This is a genomic window from Dyadobacter ginsengisoli DSM 21015, from assembly GCF_059568735.1.
Genome location: NZ_JCANTY010000005.1, coordinates 327,814 through 351,828, shown reverse-complemented (window position 1 = coordinate 351,828; position 24,015 = coordinate 327,814). Strand labels below are relative to the sequence as shown.

Below are 24,015 nucleotides of genomic sequence, written 5' to 3'. Positions count from 1 at the left end.
CCACGGTTACAACCATTTATTAAATCCATGTTTCTTCCCGATGTAATTAAAACTCTATTACCATGAAAAGAACGATTTTACTTGCGTTGATCTGGGTTGCTGCTGTGGCATGTGATAAAAAAGAAGATGCGGCTCCACATCCGGACCTGATTTCGATCAGCGTTCCATACCGACAAACCACATCGGTGCCTACCTCCGGGAAAGACCTGAAAGTGGTCCTGAAAGAAGTGACCGACAGCCGATGCCCGATTAACGCGAACTGCGTCACAATGGGAAGTGCCCAGCTCGTGCTGACGGTCTCGGATGCTTCCAATCAGGTCGATGTCAATCTGGAATTCGTCGGTGGAAAAACCAATGAGAAGTCATTTACATTAAGCGGACTGGACTATGTGCTGACAGTAAGCGAAGTGTTGCCTTATCCGGAACTGTCGAAGACGCCCAAGTTGGAAGATTATAAAATCGGGGTTTCCATTGAAAAGAAATAGTAGATTCAGATTTGGTGTGAAGTGCAGTAAAGGGAGTCAGGATTATCCTGGCTCCCTTTCTCATTTTTACTGCCAGCGACGTTGCAAACGCTTTTTGTTTGTAACTTAAAGGCTTTAAATATCGATGTAAAGGCAATGACGCATACTTTTTCTAGACGGGAGGCATTGGCTGGTATAGTTAATGCCGGCGCTGCACTCGCGTTGGGCCCATTTTCTTCTTTCGCAAAAAACAACGCACAAATGATTCTCGAAAGAAAGATCCCGTCTTCAGGTGAACTGCTGCCCGCGGTGGGCCTGGGCTCGTGGCAACAGTTCGATGTAGGGCCCAGTGCGGGCGAGCGTGGTCCATTGCGGGAGGTTTTGCAAAAAATGAATGAACTGGGCGGTAAATTGATTGATGCATCGCCCATGTATGGTCGCGCTGAGCAGGTTATCGGTGACCTGACGAATGAATTGAAATTGAACGACCGGTTTTTCTTCGCCACCAAGGTCTGGACGACCGGCAAACAAGAGGGGATCGATCAGATGAATGCTTCTTTGCAGAAAATGAAGCGTAAAAAGATAGATCTGATGCAGGTGCATAACTTGCAGGATTGGGAAACGCATTTGAACACCCTGAAAGATTGGAAGGCGGCAGGGAAAGTCAGGTACATTGGAATAACACATTATACCGATGCTGCGCATGCGCGTCTGGAACAGATCGTCAAATCGGAGCCTATCGATTTCGTTCAGTTCAATTACTCCATCCGTTCCCGTAATGCGGAGAAAAGTTTACTGAGAACGGCCAGAGACAAGGGGGTAGCAGTGATCATCAACGAGCCGTTCGAGCAGGGAGCATTGTTCAGGGCGGTCAAAGGCAAAGAGCTCCCCGCCTGGGCCCCTGACTATGGTATCAAAAGCTGGGCACAATTTTTCCTGAAATACATCCTTTCGAATGACGCCGTAACCTGTGTCATTCCGGGCACTTCCGACGTGAAGCACCTGATCGACAATCTGGGAGCGGGTGAAGGGCGCCTGCCGGACGATGCCGGCAGGAAAAAGATGCTGGAATGGATTGCGACCTTGTAGCTATTCCAGCGCAAAAGCCACATATTGATTGCCTTTTTTCGTCCCCAGCTTGGTTCCGCCGCAGGCTATGACCACATATTGTTTTCCATTGACCTCGTAGGTCGCCGGTGTTGCAAAGCCAGCCGCCGGTAACTGTGTTTCCCAAAGCAATTTGCCGGTTCTTTTATCAAATGCCCTGAATTTCCCGTCTTTGGTAGCTGCGATGAAGAGCAGTCCGCTTGCAGTCACAACCGGTCCGCCGTAGTTTTCGGTACCGGTAGCAGGCACACCTTTCGCTTTGAGCGATTCTACTTCGCCGAAAGGAATTTTCCAGAGAAATTCACCGGTGTTCAGATCGATCGCATTGAGTGTACCCCATGGCGGTGAAATGGCGGGTAGGCCGTTGGCATCGAGGAATTTGTTATATCCAGTGCTCTGGTAGGGTAAAAACACTTTTTTAGAGGCGGGAGTGGAGGATACCGCTTCCACTTTTTCATCCCCAAATAGAAATGCGATCAAGGCCTGCTTTTCCTCGGCAGTCAGCATGGTGAATCCCGGCATCATACCTTTCCCGGAAGTAAGAAGCTGGCTCACGAAAGGCCTGTCGCGACGTGCGCCGATGTCAATTAGTGAAGGGTAGCCGCTTTTAGCATTGCCTTTCCGCTGTGGACCGTGGCAGGTTACGCAATAGGTAGTATAAATTTTTTCCCCGGGGCTGAGGTTGGAAAGTTCGCTTTCTTTCGGCGTATCTTTCATAGTCAGGATCCATGCCATTTCATTGCTGTTCACATACAAAATGCCTTCATGGGGGTCGGCGGCGGCACCGCCCCATTCGGCACCTCCGTCGAAGCCGGGAAGTATAACGGTTCCTTCCTTGCTGGGCGCGGCAAAATGGTCCTTTTTGTAACCTCTGAACTTGATTATGAGCGAATCTCTGTCCGGAGCGTGGACGCTGATGTCGTTTTCAGTCAGCGTGTGTGCTTGCCGCGCGTAAGGCGCGGGTTTGGAAGGCACGGGTTGAGTGGGCCAGGGGTGCTCGCCTGGCAATGCGGTTTTGGGAGCTGGTACTTCTTTGATGGGGAAGAGAGGCTTCCCCGTCACCCGGTCGAAAATAAACACGTATCCCTGCTTGCTTACCTGGGCCACCGCGTCGATCTTTCGGGAACGCCCGTCTGCACCTTTTTGAGTGACAGTAATCAGGTTGGGCGGTGCGGGCAGGTCGCGGTCCCACATGTCGTGGTGCATTGTCTGATAATGCCAGAGGCGTTTTCCGGTCCTTGCATCCAATGCCAGCAGACAGTTTGAAAATAGGTTGGTGCCTTTGCGTTTGCCTCCGTAAAAATCATATCCCGCAGACCCTGTCGGCACAAACAGGATGCCGCGTTTGCGATCAATGGCAGTTCCGGCCCAGTTATTGGCGGCTCCGGTGTAAGTATTTTTATACGCATCCGGTGGGAATGTCTCATAGCCAAATTCACCCGGATAGGGAATCGTATGGAATGTCCATGCCAGTTTGCCGGTCCGGACATTGAATGCACGTAGGTCTCCGGGAGCAGCATCCGAGTCCTCCGACAGCCGGAGCGGCATGATAATCAGGTCTTCGAAAATGGTACCTGGCGTGTTGGATACCATGTATTTGTTCTTTGCAACATCAGGCAGACCCGTATGCAGATCTATGCGCCCATGATCGCCAAAGCTTTCGATCACTTTTCCCGTACGTGCATCCAACGCGTACAGGTAGGCGCCCATGGCGTGAAGAATCCTTTTGTCGTTACCATCGCTCCAATAGGTCAGACCGCGGCTGGTGTTGGAGCCGTTTTTGGATTTATCCCCAAAAATCCAGAGCTGTTTTCCGGTAGCAGCGTCCAATGCAAAGGCCTGAACGGCGGCAGTAACACCATAGAGTACACCGTCGACGACTATGGGGTTCACCTGCGTCTGGCCGGAGTCCGGCATCGCGTAAGTCCAGGCCACTTTTAGATTTTTGACATTATCCCTGTTGATCTGCGTCAGAGGAGAATAATGGTTACGGTCGGGGCCTCCCAGATACTCGGGCCATTCGCGACTGTCTTCTCCATGCTGGTCCGAAAAACTCTGTACGCCTGCCAGAAACAATGCCAGGCCGCCAATGAACCACGATAAGGGCTTCAACAACATATTTTATACTTAAATTAGAAGGTCTTGGATGAGTTATTCGAAGCGGTTATTCACCGTGTTTCCAGGCCAGGTGTCGCTCCTGAATGCGCTTGCAGGAAAGCCATCCGTATTGTAAAGATTAGCCTCCTCGGGCGCATCCGACCACGCGTAACGTACGGAGACGGGCTTACTGACCTTCGGGTGCGAAACCACAACTTTACCACCCTGAATTTCCGCTTTGGCATAGTAGAAGACCTTGTCATCGCCCGCGATTTCGAAACCCTTAAGATAGCCGTAGCGATCTTTCACCATTAGCCCGTTTTCGGCGTTTTTGAATGATATGATCGCTTTATTGTTGTCAACCTGCATCTGGTCGAAGAGAGGAGAGGCGTAGGGGAGGGACTGTCCGTAGTCGTTTTTCAATGCATTGGTAGCCAATCGGTGCGCGACGTCCTGTTTGTTCGTGGGGTGAATGTCGTTCGGGTTGCCTACATCTGTAGAAACGGCCATACCTGTTTTCGGCAGGCTGAGTGTCATATTCTGTGCTTCACGTAACTCGGCCCAGTTGCTGCCCTTGTTGCTGTCGTTGTCCTTTCCAAAGCTCGAAAGCTGTACCCAGTAAAATGAGAACTCATCGTTCCAGCGTTTGCGCCAGTCATTGATCATCAGCGGGAACGACTGGCGATATTGATAGGCCCGCCCCGCATTGCTTTCGCCCTGGTACCACAGCATCCCCCGGACCCCGAACGGGATCACCGGCTCGATCATCGCGTTATAAATCGTGGTGCCCACATTGTTCATCAAATGGGCATACTCGTGCTTTTCGGCAAACGATGGCATCAGGTACCAGTCTTTGGCAATGCTGATCTTACGTGCGCTTTCTTCAATAAAAAGGTCGTTGGCAGAGCCCATCATACCGGGGCCAAACCAGGCGGCACTAACCATATTGCCTGATTTGAAAACGAGGATATTTTTGCCTTCCTTCCAGGTGCCCGCCGGAATATTGATTTTCCTGGGACCTTTAACAATCGCACTATTAATCAATTTTCCGTTGATGTAGACTTCCACCGGTCCGTCATTTTCGGCCAGCGACAGCGTGGTTTGTTTGGCTGCCACGTCACCCGCCAAAATCACTTCCCTGGCCATGTAACCCTTCCCGCGGAAGCCCATCAGGCCCTTCCAGTCCCATTGCCCTGTTGCGTCAGCTGTTTTTTGCCAGGTTGAGAAATCAACATCAGCAGCGAGGTATTTCTTTTCATCTTCCCAGCCAGGTTCGTAAGACGCATCCTTGAACATCTGCTTTTTGAGCTTTTTGTCCATGATTATATCGGCTTCTTCCCAGGTTTTGGGAAGGTTTTGCGCATAGGACCGGAGCTCGTCATTGGTTAGCATGGCTTCCTTGCTGATCCAGCCCTCAACTTGAGAGCCGCCCCAAGAAGAGTGCAGGAGGCCGATCGGGACGTTGAGCTTTTGATACAGTTCGCGGGCGAAAAAGAAGCCTACTGCCGTAAAACCGCCGACCGTTTCCGCAGAGGCAATCTTCCATTCTCCGGTTTTGAGATCAGCTTCGGGAGCGAGTGTTACTTCGTGTTCCACCCTGAAATGCCTGATTTGCGGGAAATCGGCATTCTTGCGTTCGGCGTCATAGTTTTTGGCAGCCGAAACCGGCCATTCCATATTAGATTGGCCAGAGCAAAGCCATACTTCGCCGATCAGCACATCATTCACCGACACATTTCCCGATTTAGCAGTGGCTTGCAGTATGTGGGGGCCACCGGCTTCCATAGGTTTGAGACTAACCTTCCATTTCCCCGTTCCATCCGCCTTGGCTTCGGCAGCCTGACTTCCAAGCATCACTTTCACTTTCTCACCTGGTTTCGCCCATCCCCAAACCGGGATCGGTTTTTGCCGTTGCAGCACAACATGGTCGGAAAAGAGGCGGGCAAACCTGGGTTGGCTGAATGCCGTTGTATGGATAATAAGCAGAATGAGGAGATAGATCCGTTTCATAAAGTTCTTTTTGCGAGATAATGTTTATAAAATACGCCCTGGGGGCATATTCTACTTAAAATACTAACTTTGTAGAGCCCCGTTCGTCCTAATCTACTATAAGAATCTTTAAATCAATCACTCATTCACTAAATGATTTCAGTTATCATTTGCTCGGCCGATCCGGCGGAGCTGTTAACGGTCAAAGCAAACATTACCAAAACGATCGGGGTTGTTCATGAGATAATTGCTTTTGACAATCGCGATGCCAGTAAGGGAATCTGTGAACGCTACAACGAGGGTGTACGCCGCGCGCAATACGACATACTGTGCCTGATGCACGAGGACATCGAAATGCAGACTATCGGCTGGGGGGAGAAGGTGATCGAGATATTTGAAAAGAATCCGGCGATGGCGCTCCTCGGAATTGCCGGGGGAGGATATAAATCCTTGACACCGTCTAGCTGGTATAATTATCATTTACAGGAGAACGGCGGTTTTTACTGTAACCTCATACAGGGCTACAAGCACACCGGGCGGGACGATATGGCGGATTATCGAAATCCACGTAATGAACTGCTTTCACGGGTCGCCTGCGTGGACGGCTGTTGGTTTTGTGTGCGCAGGAGTGCTGCTTTAAAATATCCTTTTGATGAAAAACTTCTGAAAGGATTTCATGGATATGACCTCGATTTTTCGATTGCAATTAATCAGGAATTTGAAGTTGCCGTCACATTCGAAATCCTGCTGAAACATTTTTCAGAGGGTAATTTCAACAGAAAGTGGCTGGATGAGATTTGCAAAGTCCATAAAAAATGGAGTGCGGCATTACCCCTTAATATCGATAACATTCCTGAAAACCATCTGAAAAGGATCGAACGGCACGCCTATGAAGTTTTTCTTCAGGAACAGGTAGATCACGAAAGCTATTCGAAATGGTATTTGATCAAACTCATATGGAGTACAAGACGCTCGCGGATTGCCACAATTTCATTTCCCTATAAATTGATGATCAGGTTATTTGAAATGAAAAAAACGGAAACATAGTTCTTCATTCAGTTGATCAGATCATCATCATTTTTGGAAATATTCAAGCCTGAATTGCCAGTATCTTTTCAGGGCATAACCTTACTTGATCTTCCGAAGCTCCTTATTGAATTTTCTTACTCTGTTTAAATACGAAAAATAGCTTCTACCTTCCCATTTATACTCATAGTAAAACCGCTCTCTGCTCGTCAGTTTCAGTTGTTCTGTGGTACTTTTGGTTTTTAGCGTACGGCTCTCGAGGTGGTCCACAACAGATGACGTGACAAGCGCGTGTTTGATGTGGTATTTCTGAAGGGTATTTCCATAATCGTTGTCCGCAAACCAGAACTTGAAAGCGGGATCGAGTTTGCCGGTTTTTTTTAGAATCTCTCTTTTGAAGAAAATACACCATCCTACGAGCTCTTTCCTGACTTCGTAGCCATAATGCAATCCATTATTCAGGGCGATGCCGTGTTCCGGGTGGTGAATGCTGCATGCCGGGCAGGCGCTACCCAGTTCGGGGTCTTTGTCGAAAGATCGTAATATTTCACTTGCCCAACCTTCGTGAAAAATAAGATCGTTATTACAAATGCAGATATATTTACTTCGGGTCATACCTATGCCGATATTCATATAGCGATGATAGCCGAAACTCTGCCAGGGATAAATCGTTTTTGTATGGGGGTATTGATAAGGTTTCATTTCCTTATTCGATTCAATTACCACAATATTAAATCTAATGTTTTGTGGATTTTCTGAACGAATCAGGCTATCGATGCCATCCGAGGTGATCTTTTTTAGCTCTTCACTACTCGCATAGCTCAGGATAATAATATCTATTTCAATGGGTAACATACTATCTCTTTTTTTTGAACAGAGCCTTTCTCTTAAAGTTGACCGCTTTAAAATAATAGGAAATAAAAGTCTTCCTGTCTACCAGCCCCCGAAGGATTTTTAATTGCCGGGGGCTTGCCAGGTTGGCATGATACATCATGTATTTATACAGTTTCTGCGTGCTTGCCGCATTGCGGGTCAGCAGGCTCTCTTTTTCAGTCGGGCTTAGCAATGTGGATGAACTTACCTCTTTTGCAATGCGCTTTCTGAATTGCAGTTCTCCGGCCTGCATGACCTGTATATTCTTGCTTGTATTTCTGTGATGGATCCGTATCAAAGTAATCGCCTCCCGATCGTCCAGAAAGCAGTAATGTGCGCCGTGGATCGCGCAAAGGAACCAAAACTCCCAGTCCTCGGTGTAGTTACTGGCTTCCGGAAAACCGTTAACCTGTTCGACAATACCTCTCCTCAGAACCGGGCTGCTTACAACCGCGATATTGGAGTATACCAGGATGTTAACTGCCTCGAACCCTTTGGCGTCAATTTTGGGCAACCAATTGTGATGGTTCATCTCATAGTCCGGATAGAATACGTCCGGTTTATCTGCTTCGAAATAGAGATGATCGGTATAGGCAATGTCTACATGAGGATGTTGTTCCAGAAATGCGATCTGTAACGTCAGCTTTTCCTTACTCAACAAATCATCTGCATCCAGAAACTGAATGTACTGGCCTTTTGAATCTCTAAAACCGCGATTTCGCGCAACGGAGACACCGCTGTTTTCCTGGAAAATATACCGGATGCGGCTATCGAGCGAGACATATTTTGCTACCACCTCTTTGGTATGATCCGTTGACCCGTCGTCGACCACGATGGCTTCCCATTCCTGATATGATTGTTCCAGAAGGTTCTTGAGGGTTTCCTCAATAATGAAACCGTAGTTATAGGACGGGATAATGATGCTTACCGTTGTGTTCATACCAGTTTTTTTGCCTTGCTGCCCCAGATTTTTCGGATTGTATAAAAAAATTTGCTGGTGTCTGATTTGCGCAGCAGGCTCAGCAAGGGTTCTTTATTTTGCCAGATCACCAGCCCATAGGCAAGGCTTGCAAATGAAACGTTTCTTTTAACACTAAGTCTGTGCAATCGGACAATGAGATCGCGGGATTTTTCGCTCGCTTTTTCCGCGCAGCACAGCAGCCATTCACTTTCCCTGTAAAGCTGTTGCACTGTATGATGCTGACGCCTGGGCACATTTTTCAGGGCGAGCATGTCGGTGTTATTGTTGCTGTGCTGCCTGTAAGAAACGAGCGGCTGGTCCAGATATTCGATAGAGCCCAGGTCCGTAGCAACAAAGGCGAGCCATTGGTCATAGTGAAAGTTTGGCGGAAAAGGCAGGGCTCTGGCCAGGACTTCCCTCTTCATCAGAATACTATGTCCCGATACGCAGTTCAGGTACAGAAAGGCAGTTGGATCGGCTCCGCGGTAAAACCTGAAACGATCGGATACTTTGATATTCATCGGCCTGTCGTCCTGATCAATAAACTCGGAATCATGATAGATTAACTGATTCTGGCCAATGTTCTGCATTTGCATCAGAAGCTTGTCCGGATGCCAGATGTCGTCCTGATCACAGATGGCAATATACTCACTGCTGCAAAGTCGAAGTGCCTTTTCAAAATTCAGGTTATAGCCCAGATTCCTTTCGTTCCTGTAAATCCGTATCCGCGAATCCCTGGCGGCGTAGCTTTCAAGAATATGCCAGGTTTGATCCGACGAACAATCATCGACAATGATCATTTCCCACGTGGAGACATGTTGGCCGATCACGGAATCCAGTTGCTTTCGTAGGAAAGGCGAGCCATTGTAAGTACACATGGCAATGGATATTGTCGGGTTACCTGCCATTTTATGCTTCTGTAAACGTCTGCATATCGATCAGGCGCTTGTACAGCCCGTTACGGCCGATCAGTTCCTGGTGGTTGCCTTGCTCCACAACCCTTCCTTCTTCCAGCACCAGGATTGAATCCGCGCTCTGAATGGTACTCAGCCGGTGCGCAATAACCAGCGAAGTCCTGTTTTTCATCAGGTTGTTCAACGCCTCCTGCACGAGCTTTTCTGATTCGGTATCCAGCGCCGAGGTGGCTTCATCCAAAAGCATGATAGGCGGGTTCTTCAACACGGCCCTGGCAATGCAGATCCGTTGTTTCTGCCCACCCGAAAGTTTCATTCCGCGGTCGCCGATGTTGCTGTCGTATCCATGCTCGGTATCCATGATAAATTCGTGGGCATTGGCTACGCGCGCCGCGGCCTCGACCTGCTCCATGGTAGCATCCGGGCTGCCGAATGCGATGTTGGAGAAAATAGTATCGTTGAAAAGCATAGACTCCTGGTTCACCAGTCCGAACAGCGACCAGAGCGACTCCTGTTTAACCTGCTTCACGTCGATGTTGTCGATAAGTACGCGGCCTTCTTCTGCATCGATGAACCTGGGAAGTAAATCCATGAATGTCGACTTGCCGCCTCCCGACGGACCAACCAGCGCGACGGTCTTTCCTTTCGGGATCGAGACGTTGATGTTTTTGAGCACCGGCCGGGCCGGGTAGGAGAACGATACATTTTCGAGTTTGATCGAATCTTTGAACTCTTTGAGGTCGACGGCATCCGGTGCATCCTGGATCTCCGGTTTCTCGTCAATCATTTCGAGTACGCGCTCGCCGGCCGCGATTCCCGCGTGAATGGTGCTGAAAGAGTCGGTCAGTGCCTTAGCAGGACGCATTACCTGTGAGAAAATGGCGATATAACCCACGAATTTGGAAACTGTGAGCTCCGACTGGTTGTCCAGGATAAGGGATCCGCCGTATAAAACAATGATCGCGACCATCGTGACACCCAGGAATTCCGAAACCGGAGAACTCAGTTGCTGCCGTCTGGCCATTTTGCGGCCCAGGTCCGAGTAACGTATGTTCTCCTGGTGAAATTTGTTTTTGATGTCTTCCGTAGCATTGAAAGCCTTGATGATCTTGACGCCAGTCAGCGCTTCGTCGAGGTAGCTGATCATCAGGCCGAAATAATGCTGAGCCAGCGCTGCCTGCTCTTTCAGTCTTTTGACGATTTTCGAAATCAGAAAAGCAGAAACGGGGATGACGAGGATTGCAAAGAGCGTCAGCTTAACCGATGTCGCAAACAGCATGAATACATAAGCGATCAATTGAAGCGGCTCTTTGAACACCACCTGCAATGTACCGGTAACCGAAAATTGCACGACCTGTACATCCGAAGCGATTTTTGCTATGATATCCCCCTTTCTCTGATTGTTAAAATAACCTACATGCAGGCTCATTACGCTGTCAAAAACAGTTTTACGAAGTTTTAAAAGCGTATGGATCCGGAGGTTTTCCATGATCCGTTGCGAGAAATATTTAAACACATTGGAGAGCAATACCGAAAGCACGATCACACCGCACACAATTTGTAAAGCTCCGTGAGGTCCGTAGGTTAGATTGGCCTGCTGGGCATAATAGTTGAGCTGATTGGGTATATCAAAAGCATTCTCAGGTTTTTCGATCAAAACGCCTCCTTCGCGGTTGTTGAATAATGTGCTAAGCAGCGGGACCAGAAGAGCCAGGTTCAATGTATTGAAAATTACTCCCAGGACAGTACAAATAATATAGGGAAGGGCAAATCTGGCAATCGGTTGAGCAAAAGATAATAATCTGAAGTATGTTTTCATTCTTAAAAAGTGGCACGCTAATATGCCCGAAGGTAAAATGGCCGGAAATAGGATTATTCCGGATCGATGCGCAAATTAATGCTTATCTGGCGAAACTGCTGCCCAGGAAGCCAATTAATTCCCGGCAGAGCACTAAGCCCATGACGCCCCGGTGAAGGGATTGGTTGGAAGCTGGTAGGCAGAAATATGAAAATAACGGACAGTGGCCCAGGAATTTCCGCCGCTGCCAACATAAAACAGGATATTTCAAACAAACATTGCAAAACAGCATCAAAAATCCTGATCTATACCAGTACTGCATGATTGGAAAGGCAAATTGAGGCTCGCACCCCAACTTTTTACCGCGACTCGTTGTTCAGCTTAAAGACCGGAACACGTCCAAAGATCGTTACCCGGAAAGTATCTGTATAATGTGTTAACCCATGATCGCTAATTCCGATTTATCACCCGCCGAAACGGGCGAAACAGTACCTGTAACCACCTATAAGGCAGCCCGTTCGGTCGCGGGACTGGTGGCGAGTCACTTCGAACGTCATCACGTCGCGGCGGCCAAGTTCTATGAACAGGAACTGGCACCGAAACCGGACCCTAAAATCATCGAAACAATTATCGACATTACTTTCTGGGCAAGTCTTCGCCGGGAAGAAGGGCGGTCCCCGAAAGTATCGATTGCATACCTTCCTCCCGAAGCGGCGGAACATCCGCTCGTATTTGCAGAGACGCTTGCGCTCAGCGCCAACACATTGGCCAAGTTGGCTCCTGCCGTAGAACGTTCCGGTATCCATCTGGGCGTGTGGATGGAGCATGGCGAACTACGGATCTGGGGAACGACCCGTGTAATACCTGGGCTTTGTTTTGTGCTGGAAGTGATAGAGCCTGGCATGCTGGTGATCAAGCACCGCAGACTGGAAGGCTTTGGTAAGTTTGTCAATGTAGCTGTTTTAAAGGGTGACCAGGTTAAGATTGTCAATGAAGAAAGCCGTAAAATGCGGGACTGCCCGTCGGTCATCAATTCACTGATGGGTTTCACTTCTTCGCGGCTGTGGAGCGATTATCCGAACCTGCTTGTTCAGCTGTCGGCTTCGATGAGGAGCCATGAGCGGGGAGGCATTCTGCTGGTGGTACCCAAAGGTAAGACCCGGTGGCGCGAATCGATCATTCATCCGATCACCTACGATGTTCAGCCGGCATTCTCGGAGCTGGCAGAACTGCACCGGAAGTATGTGGAGGATCCCAACCCGATTACCTGGCAAAATCAGTTCAGTTCGGCAGTGCACAATATGGCCGGGCTGACCGCCGTGGATGGTGCCACGATTATCAACGACAGCTACGAACTCCTGGCATTCGGAGCAAAAATAGGCCGGGCGCCGGGCGGGAAGCCTGTGGAAGAAATGTTCGTTACGGAGCCGGTCATCGGAAATGTGGGCATGGTAGTACACCCGGTCCAGAATGGCGGGACACGGCATTTGTCGGCGGCACAGTTTGTGCACGACCAGCGCGACGCAATTGCTCTGGTGGCATCTCAGGATGGCAGGTTTACGATATTTTCCTGGTCTGGCTGTGAGAATATGGTGCAGGCACACCGGGTGGACGCCCTCTTGCTATGACCCGAACGGAAAGAGTTCCAACTGCTCGGGATCTTTGTACTTTCGGGATTTGATTTCCGGTTCATGAAAGTTGGACAGGGAAATGCCGAGCAGCCTGACCGGTTTTTCCTGCATATCGAGCTTTACGAGAAGCTGCCTGGCGGTTTCGGTGATGGTATCCAGGTCGGCTACCGGAGCCGCGAATGAATGGTTACGGGTGATTTGTGTAAAATCGCTGTACTTCACCTTTAATGTGACCGTCCTGCCTTTTAACTGGTTCTTTTCGAGCCGGTTCGCTACGATGACCCCAATGCGGTCCAGCTCTTTGTACATTTCATCCAGCGTCGTAAGATCGTAGGTAAATGTATCCTCCGCTCCAAGCGATTTGGTTTCGCGGTGCGTTTGTACCTCCCGGTTATCGAGCCCTCTGACAATTTTATAAAAGAAATGGCCTGTTTTTCCAAAGCGGCTCACCAGCTCGTCTTCCGACAGTTTTTTAAGGTCTGAGCCCGTAAAAAGCTGCATGCTCTTCATTTTGTCGGCGGTGACTTTGCCTACGCCGTGAAATTTTTCAACCGGAAGCTCGTCCATGAACCGTTCGATCTTTGAAGGACCGATGAACGTCAGGCCATCGGGTTTGTTCAGATCCGAGGCGATTTTGGCGACAAATTTGTTGATCGATACCCCGGCGGAGGCGGTCAGATTCAGTTCCCGTTTAATGGAATCCTTGATCTGCCGGGCTATCTCCATCGCCGATCCGATACCCATTTTGTCCTCCGTCACATCCAGGTAAGCCTCATCGAGCGAAAGCGGTTCGATCAGGTTGGTGTAGCGGGAAAATATTTCCCTGATGCTACGGGAAACAGCTTTGTAAACTTCAAACCGCGGATGAACAAATATGATCTGCGGGCAAAGCTGAATAGCTTGCCGGGACGGCATAGCCGACCGGACGCCGAACTTACGGGCTTCGTAGCTGGCGGTGGCCACCACGCCCCGGCCGGTGGGGGAACCGCCTACCGCAAGCGGTTTTCCCCGGTACTCAGGGAAGTCGCGCTGCTCCACCGATGCATAGAACGCATCCATGTCGATATGGATGATTTTACGAAAAGTGTTGGAATTTTGCGCTTCTTGCATGGAAAAAACGTGTCTCGTGTTAGTACTCGCGGTTTCTGCCTATTAAAAACAAATTAAATAATATTCGATTCGCATCAGACGGCACTTTTTTTTCGTAGTAGGAGAATAAACCGGCTTCCCGTCTGTAATTAGCAAAAAAATCACTTTACCCAGTTCCCGAATCTTCCCGATGCGACATACTATACCTCTGTTCAAAGTCTTGACTTTCCTGTTTTTTACCGTTATGGTAGCGCCTGTCGATGCACAGGATCGTTGCGGTACAATGGAACTACTTCAAAAAAGGTTCACGGATCAGCCCGCCCTTAAAATCATGTTCGACCAGCGCGAGCTGCGGTTGAAACAGGTCATACGGGAGCGGGCGTTGTCCGGGAAAACACTCAAAGCGAATGCCGAGGTGACGATCCCGGTCGTTTTTCACATCGTGCTCAACCGGCAATCGATGGTGACCGACGCGCAGATCATGGCGCAGCTCGATACGATTAACAAAGATTATGCAGGCAGGAATGCTGGTGCCGAAAAGATTCCCTCCCATTTCAGATCGCTGTTCGGCCAGTCCGGCATTCAGTTCTGTCTGGCTCAGCGTACCCCGCAGGATGCGCCCTCGACCGGTATCGTTCGCTACACGACGACCCGGAATTCCTTTGATTACACTACCAATGAGGTTAAACACGCCGAGTCGGGCGGAGCCGATGCCTGGGATACCGACAAGTATCTGAACATCTGGATCTGCGACCTCTCGGGAGGTACGCTCGGTTATGCGACCTTCCCGGATGACGGTGTTAAGGATGAGCAGGGCGTGGCGGTTGATTACGCTTCGCTGCCGGGCGGAAGCGCCACGGGTTTCAACCAGGGAAAAACACTTACCCATGAAATAGGGCACTATTTTAACCTTTTTCACATCTGGGGCGATGATAACGGCGCTTGCAGTGGTACCGACGAAGTGGACGATACGCCTAATCAGAGCGACCGCACCACAACCTGCCAGACGGGAATCGTCACGGACAGATGTACACAATCTTCTCCCGGTATCATGTACCAGAATTACATGGATTACACGCCGGATGCCTGCTTGTACATGTTTACCAAATTGCAGGTAGCCCGCATGGAAGCCGCATTCACGACCTATCGCTCGCTATTGAGCCTTTCCAATGGCTGTACGCCGGTGGATGTAAAGACCAAGGATGCGTCGCTGAAGGCAATCCGCCAACCTGCCCAGCGTATCTGCGTCGGTTCTCTTACACCGCAGGTGACCCTGGTGAACAAGGGTAGTCAGACACTCACCTCGGTAACGATTCACGCCGTGATCGACAATGGGACTGTGCAGCATTATAGCTGGACGGGCTCTCTGGCGACCTTTGCCGAGACGACGGTCACTTTGCCCGTGCTGACGACGGCAGAGGGGAACCATGTTTTGAGCATATATACTTCCAATCCCAATGGAGCGGCCGACGAAGATACATCCAATGATTCGTTGAGCCTCGATTTCATTTATTACGAACCGTTCAGCGCACCGGTGAAAGAGGGTTTCGAAGGATTGTTCCCGCCACAGGGATGGGATATAGTCAATGAAGACGGCGGATCGACCTGGGAGAAAACATCCACCGCGGCGAAAACAGGTAGCTCGTCGGTCAAAATCGGTAATTTTGATAACCAGGTAGTTGGGCAGCGTGATTATCTGCGGTCGCCGACGGTGAATATAGCAGGCGTGGATTCGGCATTTGTGTCATTCCAGGTCGCTGCGGCCACTTACACCAATGCCTCGGCGATAGGGAACGTCTGGGATACATTGCAGGTGCTGATCAGTACGGATTGCGGACAAACTTATACAACCGTCTACAAAAAATGGGGCTCTTCGCTCATTACCAGAAGCGCTGCCACCAGGACCGCATTTACACCGGGCGTCAATGAATGGAGGAGCGAGGAGATCAATATCGGCAGCTTCATCGGCCAGGGCGAAATACTGGTAGCATTCCTGAATACCAACGGCAATGAGAACGACATTTACCTCGACGACATCAATATCCGGACCGTTACCGTTAATCCGAACCTGAAAGAAGCAGGGTTCCTGGTAACACCCAATCCAACCGGCGGTCTTGTTTCAGTGCAGTTTTACCCGCATCCTGAAAAACTGAAATCGGTATCGATTTATAACGTTTCCGGCCAGAAAATCATGGAGACTGTCATTACAGGGGAGGTCAGTACCAATGTTTATAATTTCGACCTGACCAGGTACGCATCGGGTTTGTATGTGGTGAAAGCTGAATTCGAGGATCGCGTATTGACGAAGAAGATTGTGAAAAACTAATCACGCTGATGGGTGAATAAAAATCCCCGCCTGATTTCAGACGGGGATTTTTGTCTTAATATATCCTTTTGACGATCACTTTACTATTGGTCTGAGAAACCGCAAACTCTTTGGCGTTCTCGTTGGGCGGCGCAATGAAAAGCTGTCTCTTCTTCTTCCCGTCGGTATTTACCCAGTTTGCAGAGTAGATTTCGGGTAGCTGTCCGGCGTAAATGGGATGGTGGTCCGAATGCATAAAAACCTCTTCCTGTTCATAAGCCGATTCCAGATCGCTTCCCTCGATGACGTCACAGATGATCTTCAACCCGCCTGAGTCATCATCGACCAAACCTTTGATCCGGGCTTTCCCGTAAAAAGGGTCCTCTTCAAAATCCCAGCGGATGTAGTATTCTATTACATTTCCGATCTGGGATTCAATGTAGTCGGCTGTTAGCAGTTGTTCTTCCTGGCGCATGGTCGAAGTTGGTTTTTTACACTCCTTTAAACTAAGCAAAATTCAATCCCGTAACGTGCGGGCATTTTGACAAATGTAATCGTAACCGGGATGTTTCCAAAAATAATAGGTTCTGTTTCTTGGATAATTGAAAAATTAGATAGAAGAGTTCGGAGACCGGGTTCGGATGCCCCGAAGGATCAGGCATATAGTTGTGGGAGTTAGCCGTGAAACGCAGGAAAGAAGCGTGAGGGGTATCCGCAGGCCACCACGCTACGAGTGTCCGTTTTATAACTTGCGGGAACATATCGGTATGGTTTTTGTCTGTGATGGCTGAATAAAGTTTTCCGGGACCTCGTCCCGTCACCTAGCCAGAAAGAACATGAGAAAAACTCAACGAGCATGCGAGCCCCCAACCAGTCCGGGCACGCTCATTTTTCTGAGAACCGGTTTTGTGCTGTTACTGTTGATACTAAGTCACATTCATCCCGTAGCCGCCCAGCAGACAGTGCCTGACTCGACGCGAAAGCCGAAACCAGACACACTCGCCACACCGGTTCCCAAACCCGCGCCACCCCGCCCAGCCCCCGATACCCTCCCCAAGACACAATCAACTTCCGACTCTGCGAATAAATCCTCGAATTCACCCCTGGTGAAACCCTCGCAGAACTTCGATCCGCTGCAAAAGCCCGCTTCTCAAAAAGATTCGTTAAGTAAAGATTCGCTCAACAAAGCAGGCGCCGCTACAACTCCGGCCGTTAAGCCCGATAGCGCTCGACCTGCCCAGCAAGGGAATGCCGCTCAGACGCAGCCAGCAGCCCAGCAGCCCGACTCGGCAGCAACCCGCGCCATGCAGGGTACTGCCGACGCCGGCCCGAATGCACGGGCGATCAAGGGTGTCGTAAAGGATGAAAAAGGTGCTGGAATGCCTGGCGTAGCCGTTTTGGTCAAAGGCACTGATATACAGGCCACCACCGAGCCGGATGGCTCTTTTCAAATGAAGGTACCTGAGAAAGGCGGCACGCTGGTGTATAGCTTCGTTGGTTTTACAACTCGTGAAGTGCCTGTGACGCAGCAAACCCAATACGATATACAGCTCGTTCCCGAAGCAAAGGCACTCAAAGAGGTGGTCGTAGTCGGGTATGGTGCGCAAAGCAAGCGTGATCTGGCCAGTTCGACGTCCCGGGTAGCTTCCCAGGAATACAAATCCGCCGTGATCAATACCATCGATCAGGCCATTCAAGGGCGTGCGACCGGCGTGCAGGTGGTGGAAAACTCGGGTGAGCCGGGTGCCGCCGCAGTAGTGCGGATCCGTGGAAACAACTCGCTGAGCGGTAACAACGAGCCTCTGTACGTGATCGACGGGTTTCCGATGCCACCCTATCGCGAAGCCGGGGCCAATTTCTATGGCGCATCCAGCCAGAATGGCCTTTACGGCATCAACCCGAATGATATCGAGAGCATGGAAATCCTTAAAGATGCGTCGGCAACCGCCATTTACGGTTCGCGTGGTGCAAACGGGGTTATTCTGATCACCACGAAGTCGGGCAGGAGAGGGGAAGGGCGTGTAGAACTGATCAATAAGACGTCATTCGGCAGTATTTCCAATCCGATCCGGATGATGAACTCCCGGCAGTATGCGGAGGTGATCAATGAGAGCTTTCGCGTATCCGACCGGAACCCGCCGTTTGAGAATCTGGACAGCACCATGACGAACACCGACTGGGTGAATGCCATTACACAGCCCAGTTTTCGGCAGGATATCACATTAAGCCTTTCGGGAGGCAGTCCGAAATCGTCCTATTATATCTCCGGTAACTATCTGAAAGACAAAGGGACTATCATTAATTCCGACAATAACCGGGCGAGTCTGCGGGTGAATCTCAACAACGAGATCAACGACTGGTATACTGTCAAAGGGCAGCTTTCATTTACCAGACAGAAAACCAACCGGGCCGTGACCGCCTCACGCGCATGGCCGAGCTCGGGCGGACTCATGGACGGGCTGCGCGCCGCGCCTACGCTGGAAATCGATTATCTGGGTAACAACAGCTTAGGTATTCCCAACTACCAGGGTTACTACTTTTCCAATCCTTACAATGAACTGATGGCGAAGACCGATGTCACCCAGAGCGATTACTCGATCCTGAACATCGAGAACTACTTCAAGATCGCGAATGGCCTGCAACTGGTGGTAAGTTTAGCCGGAAACCAGAACCTCACACGCCGGAAAGTTTTCCTGCCGCCATCCACCGGGGAAGGTAATCAGGTTAACGGAAAAGGGAGTAACACTTCGGCCAATACGTACAGCTACAACTTCAACACCTACCTGCAGTACGAAAAGACTTTCAGAAAAAACCATTACCTGAATACCACGCTGGGTGTGGAATATAACGACCAGACTGTTGAATTCCTCACCACCAATTCGTCAGGCTTCGCTGTACCTTTTTTCGGGGTCGATAACATCGGCACGGCGCAGTCGCAGGTGATCGGGTCTTTCAAGGAAAAGCGCATTCTGCAATCGGGCTTCGTACGTGCCAACTATTCGTTCAAGGGAAGGTATGTGCTCAATGCTTCAGTTCGTGCGGATGGCGCGTCCGCATTCGCGGAGAACAAAAAGTACGGCATTTTCCCCGCCGTGGCCGTTGCCTGGAACCTGGATCAGGAAGAGTTTATGAAAGGAGTGACCTTTATTTCAAACACCAAATTCCGTGCATCCTATGGTGAAACGGGAAGCCAGGCTATTTCGCCCTACTCTTCGCTATCACTTTACAGCGCCGGTTTCTATGAAATGGGACCCGGTGGAGATGGTTCGGTTATCAACACAGGTGTTTTCCCTAACACCATTGCCAATCCGAACTTATCCTGGGAACGAACCAGACAGTTCAATGCCGGAGTGGACTTCAATACGGCCAAAGACCGGATCGTGCTGAGTTTCGACTATTACAACAAGGTGACCTCCGACCTGCTGCAGCCGCGGAAAGTCCCCACACAATCCGGTGTGGGAACCATTATCGATAATTACGGCACGATGCGTAACCGCGGGGTCGAGTTAAGCATTCAGGGCAATATCATCCAGAAAAAGAATGTGACGTTCTCCACCCGGGTGAATATCTCAAGAAACCTTAATAAGTTGATCGATCTCGGTGATCGAACTCAGCCGGATTATGTCAGCATCAATGGAAACCTGCTTGGCGGCGTGTCGGGTATTCTGGTTCCCGGCCAGGAGGTAGGCCGGTTTTTTGGTTACCGGGTTGCCGGATTGAGCCAGCAGGGCGATTTTGATGCCGATGGGAATCCAAAGTTCGCAACCTTCGAGGGGCCGCGCCCACCCGGCTTTAAGGGTACACCGCTTTATGGCGCCTGGATCTATGCCGATACGAATAGCGATGGCATTATCACCGCCGATGACCGTGTAGTACTGGGTAAGTCGACCCCCGATTTTACTTTCGGATGGAGTAATGATCTCACCTGGAAAAACTTCTCCGTGAATGCATTGTTTACCGGTTCGGTTGGAAACGATGTCCTGAATTTGACGCGGTTTTATGTCAGCAATGGGGTGGTGGACTATGGTGGGGTAGGATTCAACCAGGCGGAAGAATGGTACCGCAACCGCTATACCGATGCCAATCCCCATAATAACCCCAAATATCCGGGCGTGCAGCGCGGGATTGCCTCAGGCGATATCAATTCCACCATGCTGGAAGATGGTAGTTTTGCACGTTTGAAAATGCTGACGCTATCCTACACATTCCCGAGGCTAGGCCCGGTCCAGAACCCGCGGCTGTTTGTAACGGGTACCAATCTCTGGACCTGGACCAAATATTCCGGCTTTGATCCCGAAGTGAGCTCCTATGGACAGTCGCTGCTGCAACAGGGCATTGACTACGGTGCTTATCCGGCGCAGCGCTCGTATACCATCGGGTTTTCCTGCAATTTCTAATGTTGACCAACGCATTCAACGAACATGAAGATTCATATCAAGATAACCGTAATGCTGCTGGCCATGCTGGGCATTACTTCCTGCAAAGACAATCTGGAAGAGGCACCGTACTCTTCTTTGAGCAAAGACGTGGCATTCAAAGATGAGGATGGCCTGAACCAGGCGACGATAGGCGTGTACCAGGCCTGGACCGCGCCCGACTATGGCGACATTTACAACCGTTTTATCCTGGCAGAATCGGGGCACCGCTATGCTACCGCGGGGATTCTCGGATCGGGCGCTGATCCTTATTATCGTTTTGGGCACACACCCACCTCCGGCGCATTCGAGTCGGTTTGGGCACGGTTTTACAAAATCATCTACCGGGCCAATACGGTCATCGCCAATGCAAAAATGGCAGTTCCCGGCGAGGAGGAAGAAGCCGACCCCTACATTGCAGAAGCGCGTGTGTTGCGTGCATATGCGTATTTCAACCTCGTGAGGCTGTTCGGAGGCGTCCCATTGATATTGAACGAGATCAAATCGTTTGACGACCGTGATCTGATCTTCGCTGCGCGAGCTACGGACTCGGAGGTATATGAGGCTATCCTGGCTGATCTGGCATTTGCCGAAACGATCCTGCCCGATTCCAGAGGGGGGGGCGAGCTGGGGCGCGTATCCGCAGGTACGGTGAAGGCATTGATGGGCAAGGTGTACCTGACTATGGCGGGTAAACCATTGAACAGGACAGAAAGTTATCAAAAGGCCGTGGAAAAGCTGAGTGAACTTGAAGGGGCTGTCAATGAGGAAAAGTACGACATGGAACTGCTGCCCGACTTTACCGATGTGTTTGCGTTAGCCAATGAGCGCAACCGTGAAATTGTGTTATCCTTCGGGTATTTTGTCAACTCCTCCAATCAGAATGGTAATATCCTGCCATTCAATCTGTTCCCGTCGGGGCTGGTGAATGGGGACGAGCAGACTAACTACGGGCTGACCTATGCGTTTTACAACCTGTTTGAAAAGACGGATACCCGCCGGGATTTTACACTGGTATCCAGGTATAAGTTCACGGGCGGAGCGCGGGCGGGTGCTCAGGAGGGTGATAGCATTATTTACAATCCAACCATTGCGAACTATATCAACAAGCGGACGAATGAGTCGTTTGGTCACGACGATTTCAAATATGGCATAGCGTTTGGAAAAATGGCACGCGAAGCACGTCCTGCGGGCGCACCGATACAAGGTTATAGCGCCGACCTGATTGAAATGCGGTTTTCGGATGTACTCCTGATGCTGGCTGAGGCATTGGTCGAGACCGGTAAGACGGCCGAGGCTTTGCCATTGCTTAACCGCGTACGTGCTCGGGCAAAAGCCTTGCCTTCCAAAGCCACTGCCGTGCCTGCATTGCGCGCAGCGATCAGGGCGGAACGCAGGCTCGAGTTGAGTGGAGAGTTCAATACGGTATTTGATATACGGCGATGGGGGACGTTGAAGGAGGAGATCGATGCGATGTCCGATAGTCAGATCGTGGATAATGTGCTGATTCCCTATTCACCCCGACTTGAATTATATCCCCTTCCCCAGTCACAGTTGGACGCAAACCCGAATCTTCGGCAGAATGACGGATGGTAGCAGGAAATCCGGAGTTTCGCACGTAATTTTAGGGCTCTAAAACTACGTTATGAAAACTCTTGTCAGGCCGGTTTACAGTATCTTGTTGTTTGCCGGCATCAGCCTGATGGCATCCTGCCGGAAACAACTTACGGTCACCAAAAGCGAATACAAACAGTACGGCATCGACCAGCAGGTCGGTGCCGATTCTGTTATATTGCGGTACTACGAACCGTATAAGAAGAAAATGCAGGCGGAAATGAACCGGGTGATCGGTCAGACGGACCAGGCATTGACCAAACCCGGCGATCCCGAAACGCTTATGGGCAATTTCTTCGCCGAAGCGATGCTGAAAGAAGGGTTTAAAAAAGACCCTACGATCCAGTTTACGCTCGCCACCAAAGGCGGTCTCCGCACGACTTTCCCAAAAGGAGATATTACGGTTTCACAGGTTTACGAGTTGATGCCATTCGAAAATGAAATGGTGGTGCTGAAACTGTCCGGCCCCAATGTGCAGAAGGTCATTGATTTTATAGCCAAAAAGGATGGAGAACCGGTTGCCGGTATCCGGATGAAGATCAGGAACAATGCCGCCTACGACGTCACGATTGGCGGGCAGCCTTTTGACATCAATAAAACCTACAACCTGCTGACGTACGACTACCTGGCCGATGGTGGTGACGACCTCGAATGCTTGCGGAATCCGCTCGAACGCCGGGAGATCAACCAGAAAGTGCGTGAAGCATTGCTTGAAAACATCAACGACCTGACGCGTCAGGGAAAAAAAATAACCGCTCAACTCGATGGAAGAATTGTTTCAGATAAATAGCAGAAGGGATTTCCTTAAAACCGGTGCGAAAGCCGCGGCATGGATGGGGCTGGGAGCATTTCCGCTTTCGGCGATGGCGAAAGACGCCACGGTTCAGCTCACAATCCTGCATACCAACGACGTCCATAGCCGCATTGACCCGTTCCCCATGGACGGTTCCCGCAACCAGGGGCTTGGTGGGGTAGCCCGGCGCGCGGCATTGGTCAAAAAGATACGGCAAGAACAGCCCAATGTGCTGCTGCTCGACGCGGGAGACATTTTTCAGGGAACGCCTTACTTCAATCTGTACGGCGGCGAACTGGAATTTACGATCATGAGCCAGATGGGCTATGATGCTTCGACCATGGGCAACCACGATTTCGACAACAGCATTGCAGGTTTTGTCAAACAATTGCCGCATGCCAACTTTCCGTTCCTGGTCAGCAACTATAATTTTGACAATACCGAGCTGAAAGGCAAGACGCAGCTGTACAGGATTTTCAAAAAGCAGGGGGTGAAAATCGGAGTGTTTGGAGTCTGCATTGAGCTGGAAGGTTTGGTCAATAAAAAGAACTATCTCGAAACCGTTTACCTCGATCCCATCGCCAGAGCCAATGAAACGGCATCCCTGCTTAAAAATGACCATCATTGCGATATGGTGATCTGCCTTTCGCATTTAGGGTATAAATACAAAGAAAACAAGGTTTCCGATCAGATCCTGGCCAAATCAACGCGGAACATTGACCTCATCATCGGCGGACACACGCATACATTCATGAAGGAGCCTGAAAACATCCTGAATCTCGATGGGAAGGTCACGACCATTAATCAAGTCGGGTTTGCAGGTATTAACCTCGGCCGCCTCGACTATTTCTTCAACCGGGAGACCGGCAAAAAGCAGATGGTTTCAGCGGTGCTGCCGGTGCGTGAAATGCTTTTGGGATAAAATAGTCGGGTCCGGCG

The 24,015-nt window shown here is 50.2% G+C and carries 17 protein-coding genes; 9 read left to right on the top strand and 8 right to left on the bottom strand.

The window, feature by feature from the left end; all coding sequences use genetic code 11:
- The first annotated feature begins 62 nt into the window (after positions 1-62).
- Together BP71_RS19965 and BP71_RS19960 are read left to right on the top strand one after the other, a co-directional pair.
- Complete coding sequence (locus tag BP71_RS19965; protein ID WP_496382426.1) at positions 63-485, top strand: hypothetical protein; 423 nt, start codon at positions 63-65, stop codon at positions 483-485.
- A 240-nt stretch (positions 486-725) separates the two neighbouring features.
- Positions 726-1,553, top strand: coding sequence for an aldo/keto reductase (locus BP71_RS19960; protein ID WP_496382424.1), 828 nt, complete (start codon positions 726-728; stop codon positions 1,551-1,553).
- Here BP71_RS19960 and BP71_RS19955 read toward each other — a convergent pair whose 3' ends face one another.
- On the bottom strand, positions 1,554-3,689 hold the full coding sequence (locus tag BP71_RS19955) for an outer membrane protein assembly factor BamB family protein (protein WP_496382422.1): 2,136 nt from the start codon (positions 3,687-3,689) through the stop codon (positions 1,554-1,556). It abuts the gene before it with no gap.
- A gap of 33 nt (positions 3,690-3,722) precedes the next feature.
- Positions 3,723-5,678, bottom strand: coding sequence for a sialate O-acetylesterase (locus BP71_RS19950; protein ID WP_496382420.1), 1,956 nt, complete (start codon positions 5,676-5,678; stop codon positions 3,723-3,725).
- Between the two features lie 132 nt (positions 5,679-5,810).
- Between BP71_RS19950 and BP71_RS19945 the strand changes: the two genes are divergently transcribed.
- Complete coding sequence (locus tag BP71_RS19945) at positions 5,811-6,704, top strand: glycosyltransferase (protein WP_496382418.1); 894 nt, start codon at positions 5,811-5,813, stop codon at positions 6,702-6,704.
- Between the two features lie 81 nt (positions 6,705-6,785).
- On the opposite strand, the gene BP71_RS19940 is transcribed toward BP71_RS19945, so the two are convergent.
- The 4 genes from BP71_RS19940 to BP71_RS19925 are packed head-to-tail and all read right to left on the bottom strand — an operon-like array spanning position 6,786 to position 11,250.
- On the bottom strand, positions 6,786-7,538 hold the full coding sequence (locus BP71_RS19940) for a glycosyltransferase family 2 protein (protein ID WP_496382416.1): 753 nt from the start codon (positions 7,536-7,538) through the stop codon (positions 6,786-6,788).
- A gap of 1 nt (position 7,539) precedes the next feature.
- Positions 7,540-8,496, bottom strand: coding sequence for a glycosyltransferase family 2 protein (locus BP71_RS19935; RefSeq protein ID WP_496382414.1), 957 nt, complete (start codon positions 8,494-8,496; stop codon positions 7,540-7,542).
- Positions 8,493-9,425, bottom strand: a complete 933-nt coding sequence (locus BP71_RS19930; protein ID WP_496382412.1) for a glycosyltransferase family 2 protein — start codon at positions 9,423-9,425, stop codon at positions 8,493-8,495. The genes BP71_RS19935 and BP71_RS19930 overlap by 4 nt, the downstream gene beginning before the upstream one ends.
- Position 9,426: 1 nt before the next feature.
- Entirely contained in the window at positions 9,427-11,250 is a 1,824-nt protein-coding gene (locus BP71_RS19925) for an ABC transporter ATP-binding protein (protein WP_496382410.1), read from the bottom strand.
- A gap of 422 nt (positions 11,251-11,672) precedes the next feature.
- Between BP71_RS19925 and BP71_RS19920 the strand changes: the two genes are divergently transcribed.
- A complete protein-coding gene (locus BP71_RS19920; RefSeq protein ID WP_496382408.1) occupies positions 11,673-12,857 on the top strand; it encodes a putative sensor domain DACNV-containing protein in 1,185 nt (394 codons plus the stop codon).
- On the opposite strand, the gene dinB is transcribed toward BP71_RS19920, so the two are convergent.
- A complete protein-coding gene (gene dinB, locus BP71_RS19915) occupies positions 12,852-13,970 on the bottom strand; it encodes a DNA polymerase IV (protein ID WP_496382406.1) in 1,119 nt (372 codons plus the stop codon). The two genes, BP71_RS19920 and dinB, sit on opposite strands and share 6 nt — an antisense overlap.
- A 169-nt stretch (positions 13,971-14,139) precedes the next feature.
- On the opposite strand from dinB, the gene BP71_RS19910 reads away from it, so the two are divergent.
- Positions 14,140-16,275, top strand: a complete 2,136-nt coding sequence (locus BP71_RS19910; protein ID WP_496382404.1) for a M43 family zinc metalloprotease — start codon at positions 14,140-14,142, stop codon at positions 16,273-16,275.
- Between the two features lie 55 nt (positions 16,276-16,330).
- Here BP71_RS19910 and BP71_RS19905 read toward each other — a convergent pair whose 3' ends face one another.
- A complete protein-coding gene (locus BP71_RS19905; protein ID WP_496382403.1) occupies positions 16,331-16,729 on the bottom strand; it encodes a hypothetical protein in 399 nt (132 codons plus the stop codon).
- A gap of 361 nt (positions 16,730-17,090) precedes the next feature.
- Here BP71_RS19905 and BP71_RS19900 point away from each other — a divergent pair, with 361 nt between their 5' ends.
- The 4 genes from BP71_RS19900 to BP71_RS19885 are packed head-to-tail and all read left to right on the top strand — an operon-like array spanning position 17,091 to position 23,998.
- Positions 17,091-20,651: a SusC/RagA family TonB-linked outer membrane protein gene (locus BP71_RS19900; RefSeq protein WP_496382401.1), complete on the top strand. Its 3,561-nt coding sequence runs from the start codon at positions 17,091-17,093 to the stop codon at positions 20,649-20,651.
- Positions 20,652-20,675: 24 nt separating this feature from the next.
- Complete coding sequence (locus BP71_RS19895; protein ID WP_496382399.1) at positions 20,676-22,265, top strand: RagB/SusD family nutrient uptake outer membrane protein; 1,590 nt, start codon at positions 20,676-20,678, stop codon at positions 22,263-22,265.
- A 49-nt stretch (positions 22,266-22,314) separates the two neighbouring features.
- Positions 22,315-23,073: a 5'-nucleotidase C-terminal domain-containing protein gene (locus BP71_RS19890; protein ID WP_496382397.1), complete on the top strand. Its 759-nt coding sequence runs from the start codon at positions 22,315-22,317 to the stop codon at positions 23,071-23,073.
- Positions 23,048-23,998, top strand: a complete 951-nt coding sequence (locus BP71_RS19885; RefSeq protein ID WP_496382395.1) for a metallophosphoesterase — start codon at positions 23,048-23,050, stop codon at positions 23,996-23,998. The genes BP71_RS19890 and BP71_RS19885 overlap by 26 nt, the downstream gene beginning before the upstream one ends.
- Positions 23,999-24,015 lie beyond the last annotated feature (17 nt).

Coding starts and splice junctions, on each gene's coding strand:
- BP71_RS19965 (WP_496382426.1), top strand. CDS start 63: ATGAAAAGAACGATTTTACTTGCGTTGATCTGGGTTGCTGCTGTGGCA.
- BP71_RS19960 (WP_496382424.1), top strand. CDS start 726: ATGATTCTCGAAAGAAAGATCCCGTCTTCAGGTGAACTGCTGCCCGCG.
- BP71_RS19955 (WP_496382422.1), bottom strand. CDS start 3,689: ATGTTGTTGAAGCCCTTATCGTGGTTCATTGGCGGCCTGGCATTGTTT.
- BP71_RS19950 (WP_496382420.1), bottom strand. CDS start 5,678: ATGAAACGGATCTATCTCCTCATTCTGCTTATTATCCATACAACGGCA.
- BP71_RS19945 (WP_496382418.1), top strand. CDS start 5,811: ATGATTTCAGTTATCATTTGCTCGGCCGATCCGGCGGAGCTGTTAACG.
- BP71_RS19940 (WP_496382416.1), bottom strand. CDS start 7,538: ATGTTACCCATTGAAATAGATATTATTATCCTGAGCTATGCGAGTAGT.
- BP71_RS19935 (WP_496382414.1), bottom strand. CDS start 8,496: ATGAACACAACGGTAAGCATCATTATCCCGTCCTATAACTACGGTTTC.
- BP71_RS19930 (WP_496382412.1), bottom strand. CDS start 9,425: ATGGCAGGTAACCCGACAATATCCATTGCCATGTGTACTTACAATGGC.
- BP71_RS19925 (WP_496382410.1), bottom strand. CDS start 11,250: ATGAAAACATACTTCAGATTATTATCTTTTGCTCAACCGATTGCCAGA.
- BP71_RS19920 (WP_496382408.1), top strand. CDS start 11,673: ATGATCGCTAATTCCGATTTATCACCCGCCGAAACGGGCGAAACAGTA.
- dinB (WP_496382406.1), bottom strand. CDS start 13,970: ATGCAAGAAGCGCAAAATTCCAACACTTTTCGTAAAATCATCCATATC.
- BP71_RS19910 (WP_496382404.1), top strand. CDS start 14,140: ATGCGACATACTATACCTCTGTTCAAAGTCTTGACTTTCCTGTTTTTT.
- BP71_RS19905 (WP_496382403.1), bottom strand. CDS start 16,729: ATGCGCCAGGAAGAACAACTGCTAACAGCCGACTACATTGAATCCCAG.
- BP71_RS19900 (WP_496382401.1), top strand. CDS start 17,091: ATGAGAAAAACTCAACGAGCATGCGAGCCCCCAACCAGTCCGGGCACG.
- BP71_RS19895 (WP_496382399.1), top strand. CDS start 20,676: ATGAAGATTCATATCAAGATAACCGTAATGCTGCTGGCCATGCTGGGC.
- BP71_RS19890 (WP_496382397.1), top strand. CDS start 22,315: ATGAAAACTCTTGTCAGGCCGGTTTACAGTATCTTGTTGTTTGCCGGC.
- BP71_RS19885 (WP_496382395.1), top strand. CDS start 23,048: ATGGAAGAATTGTTTCAGATAAATAGCAGAAGGGATTTCCTTAAAACC.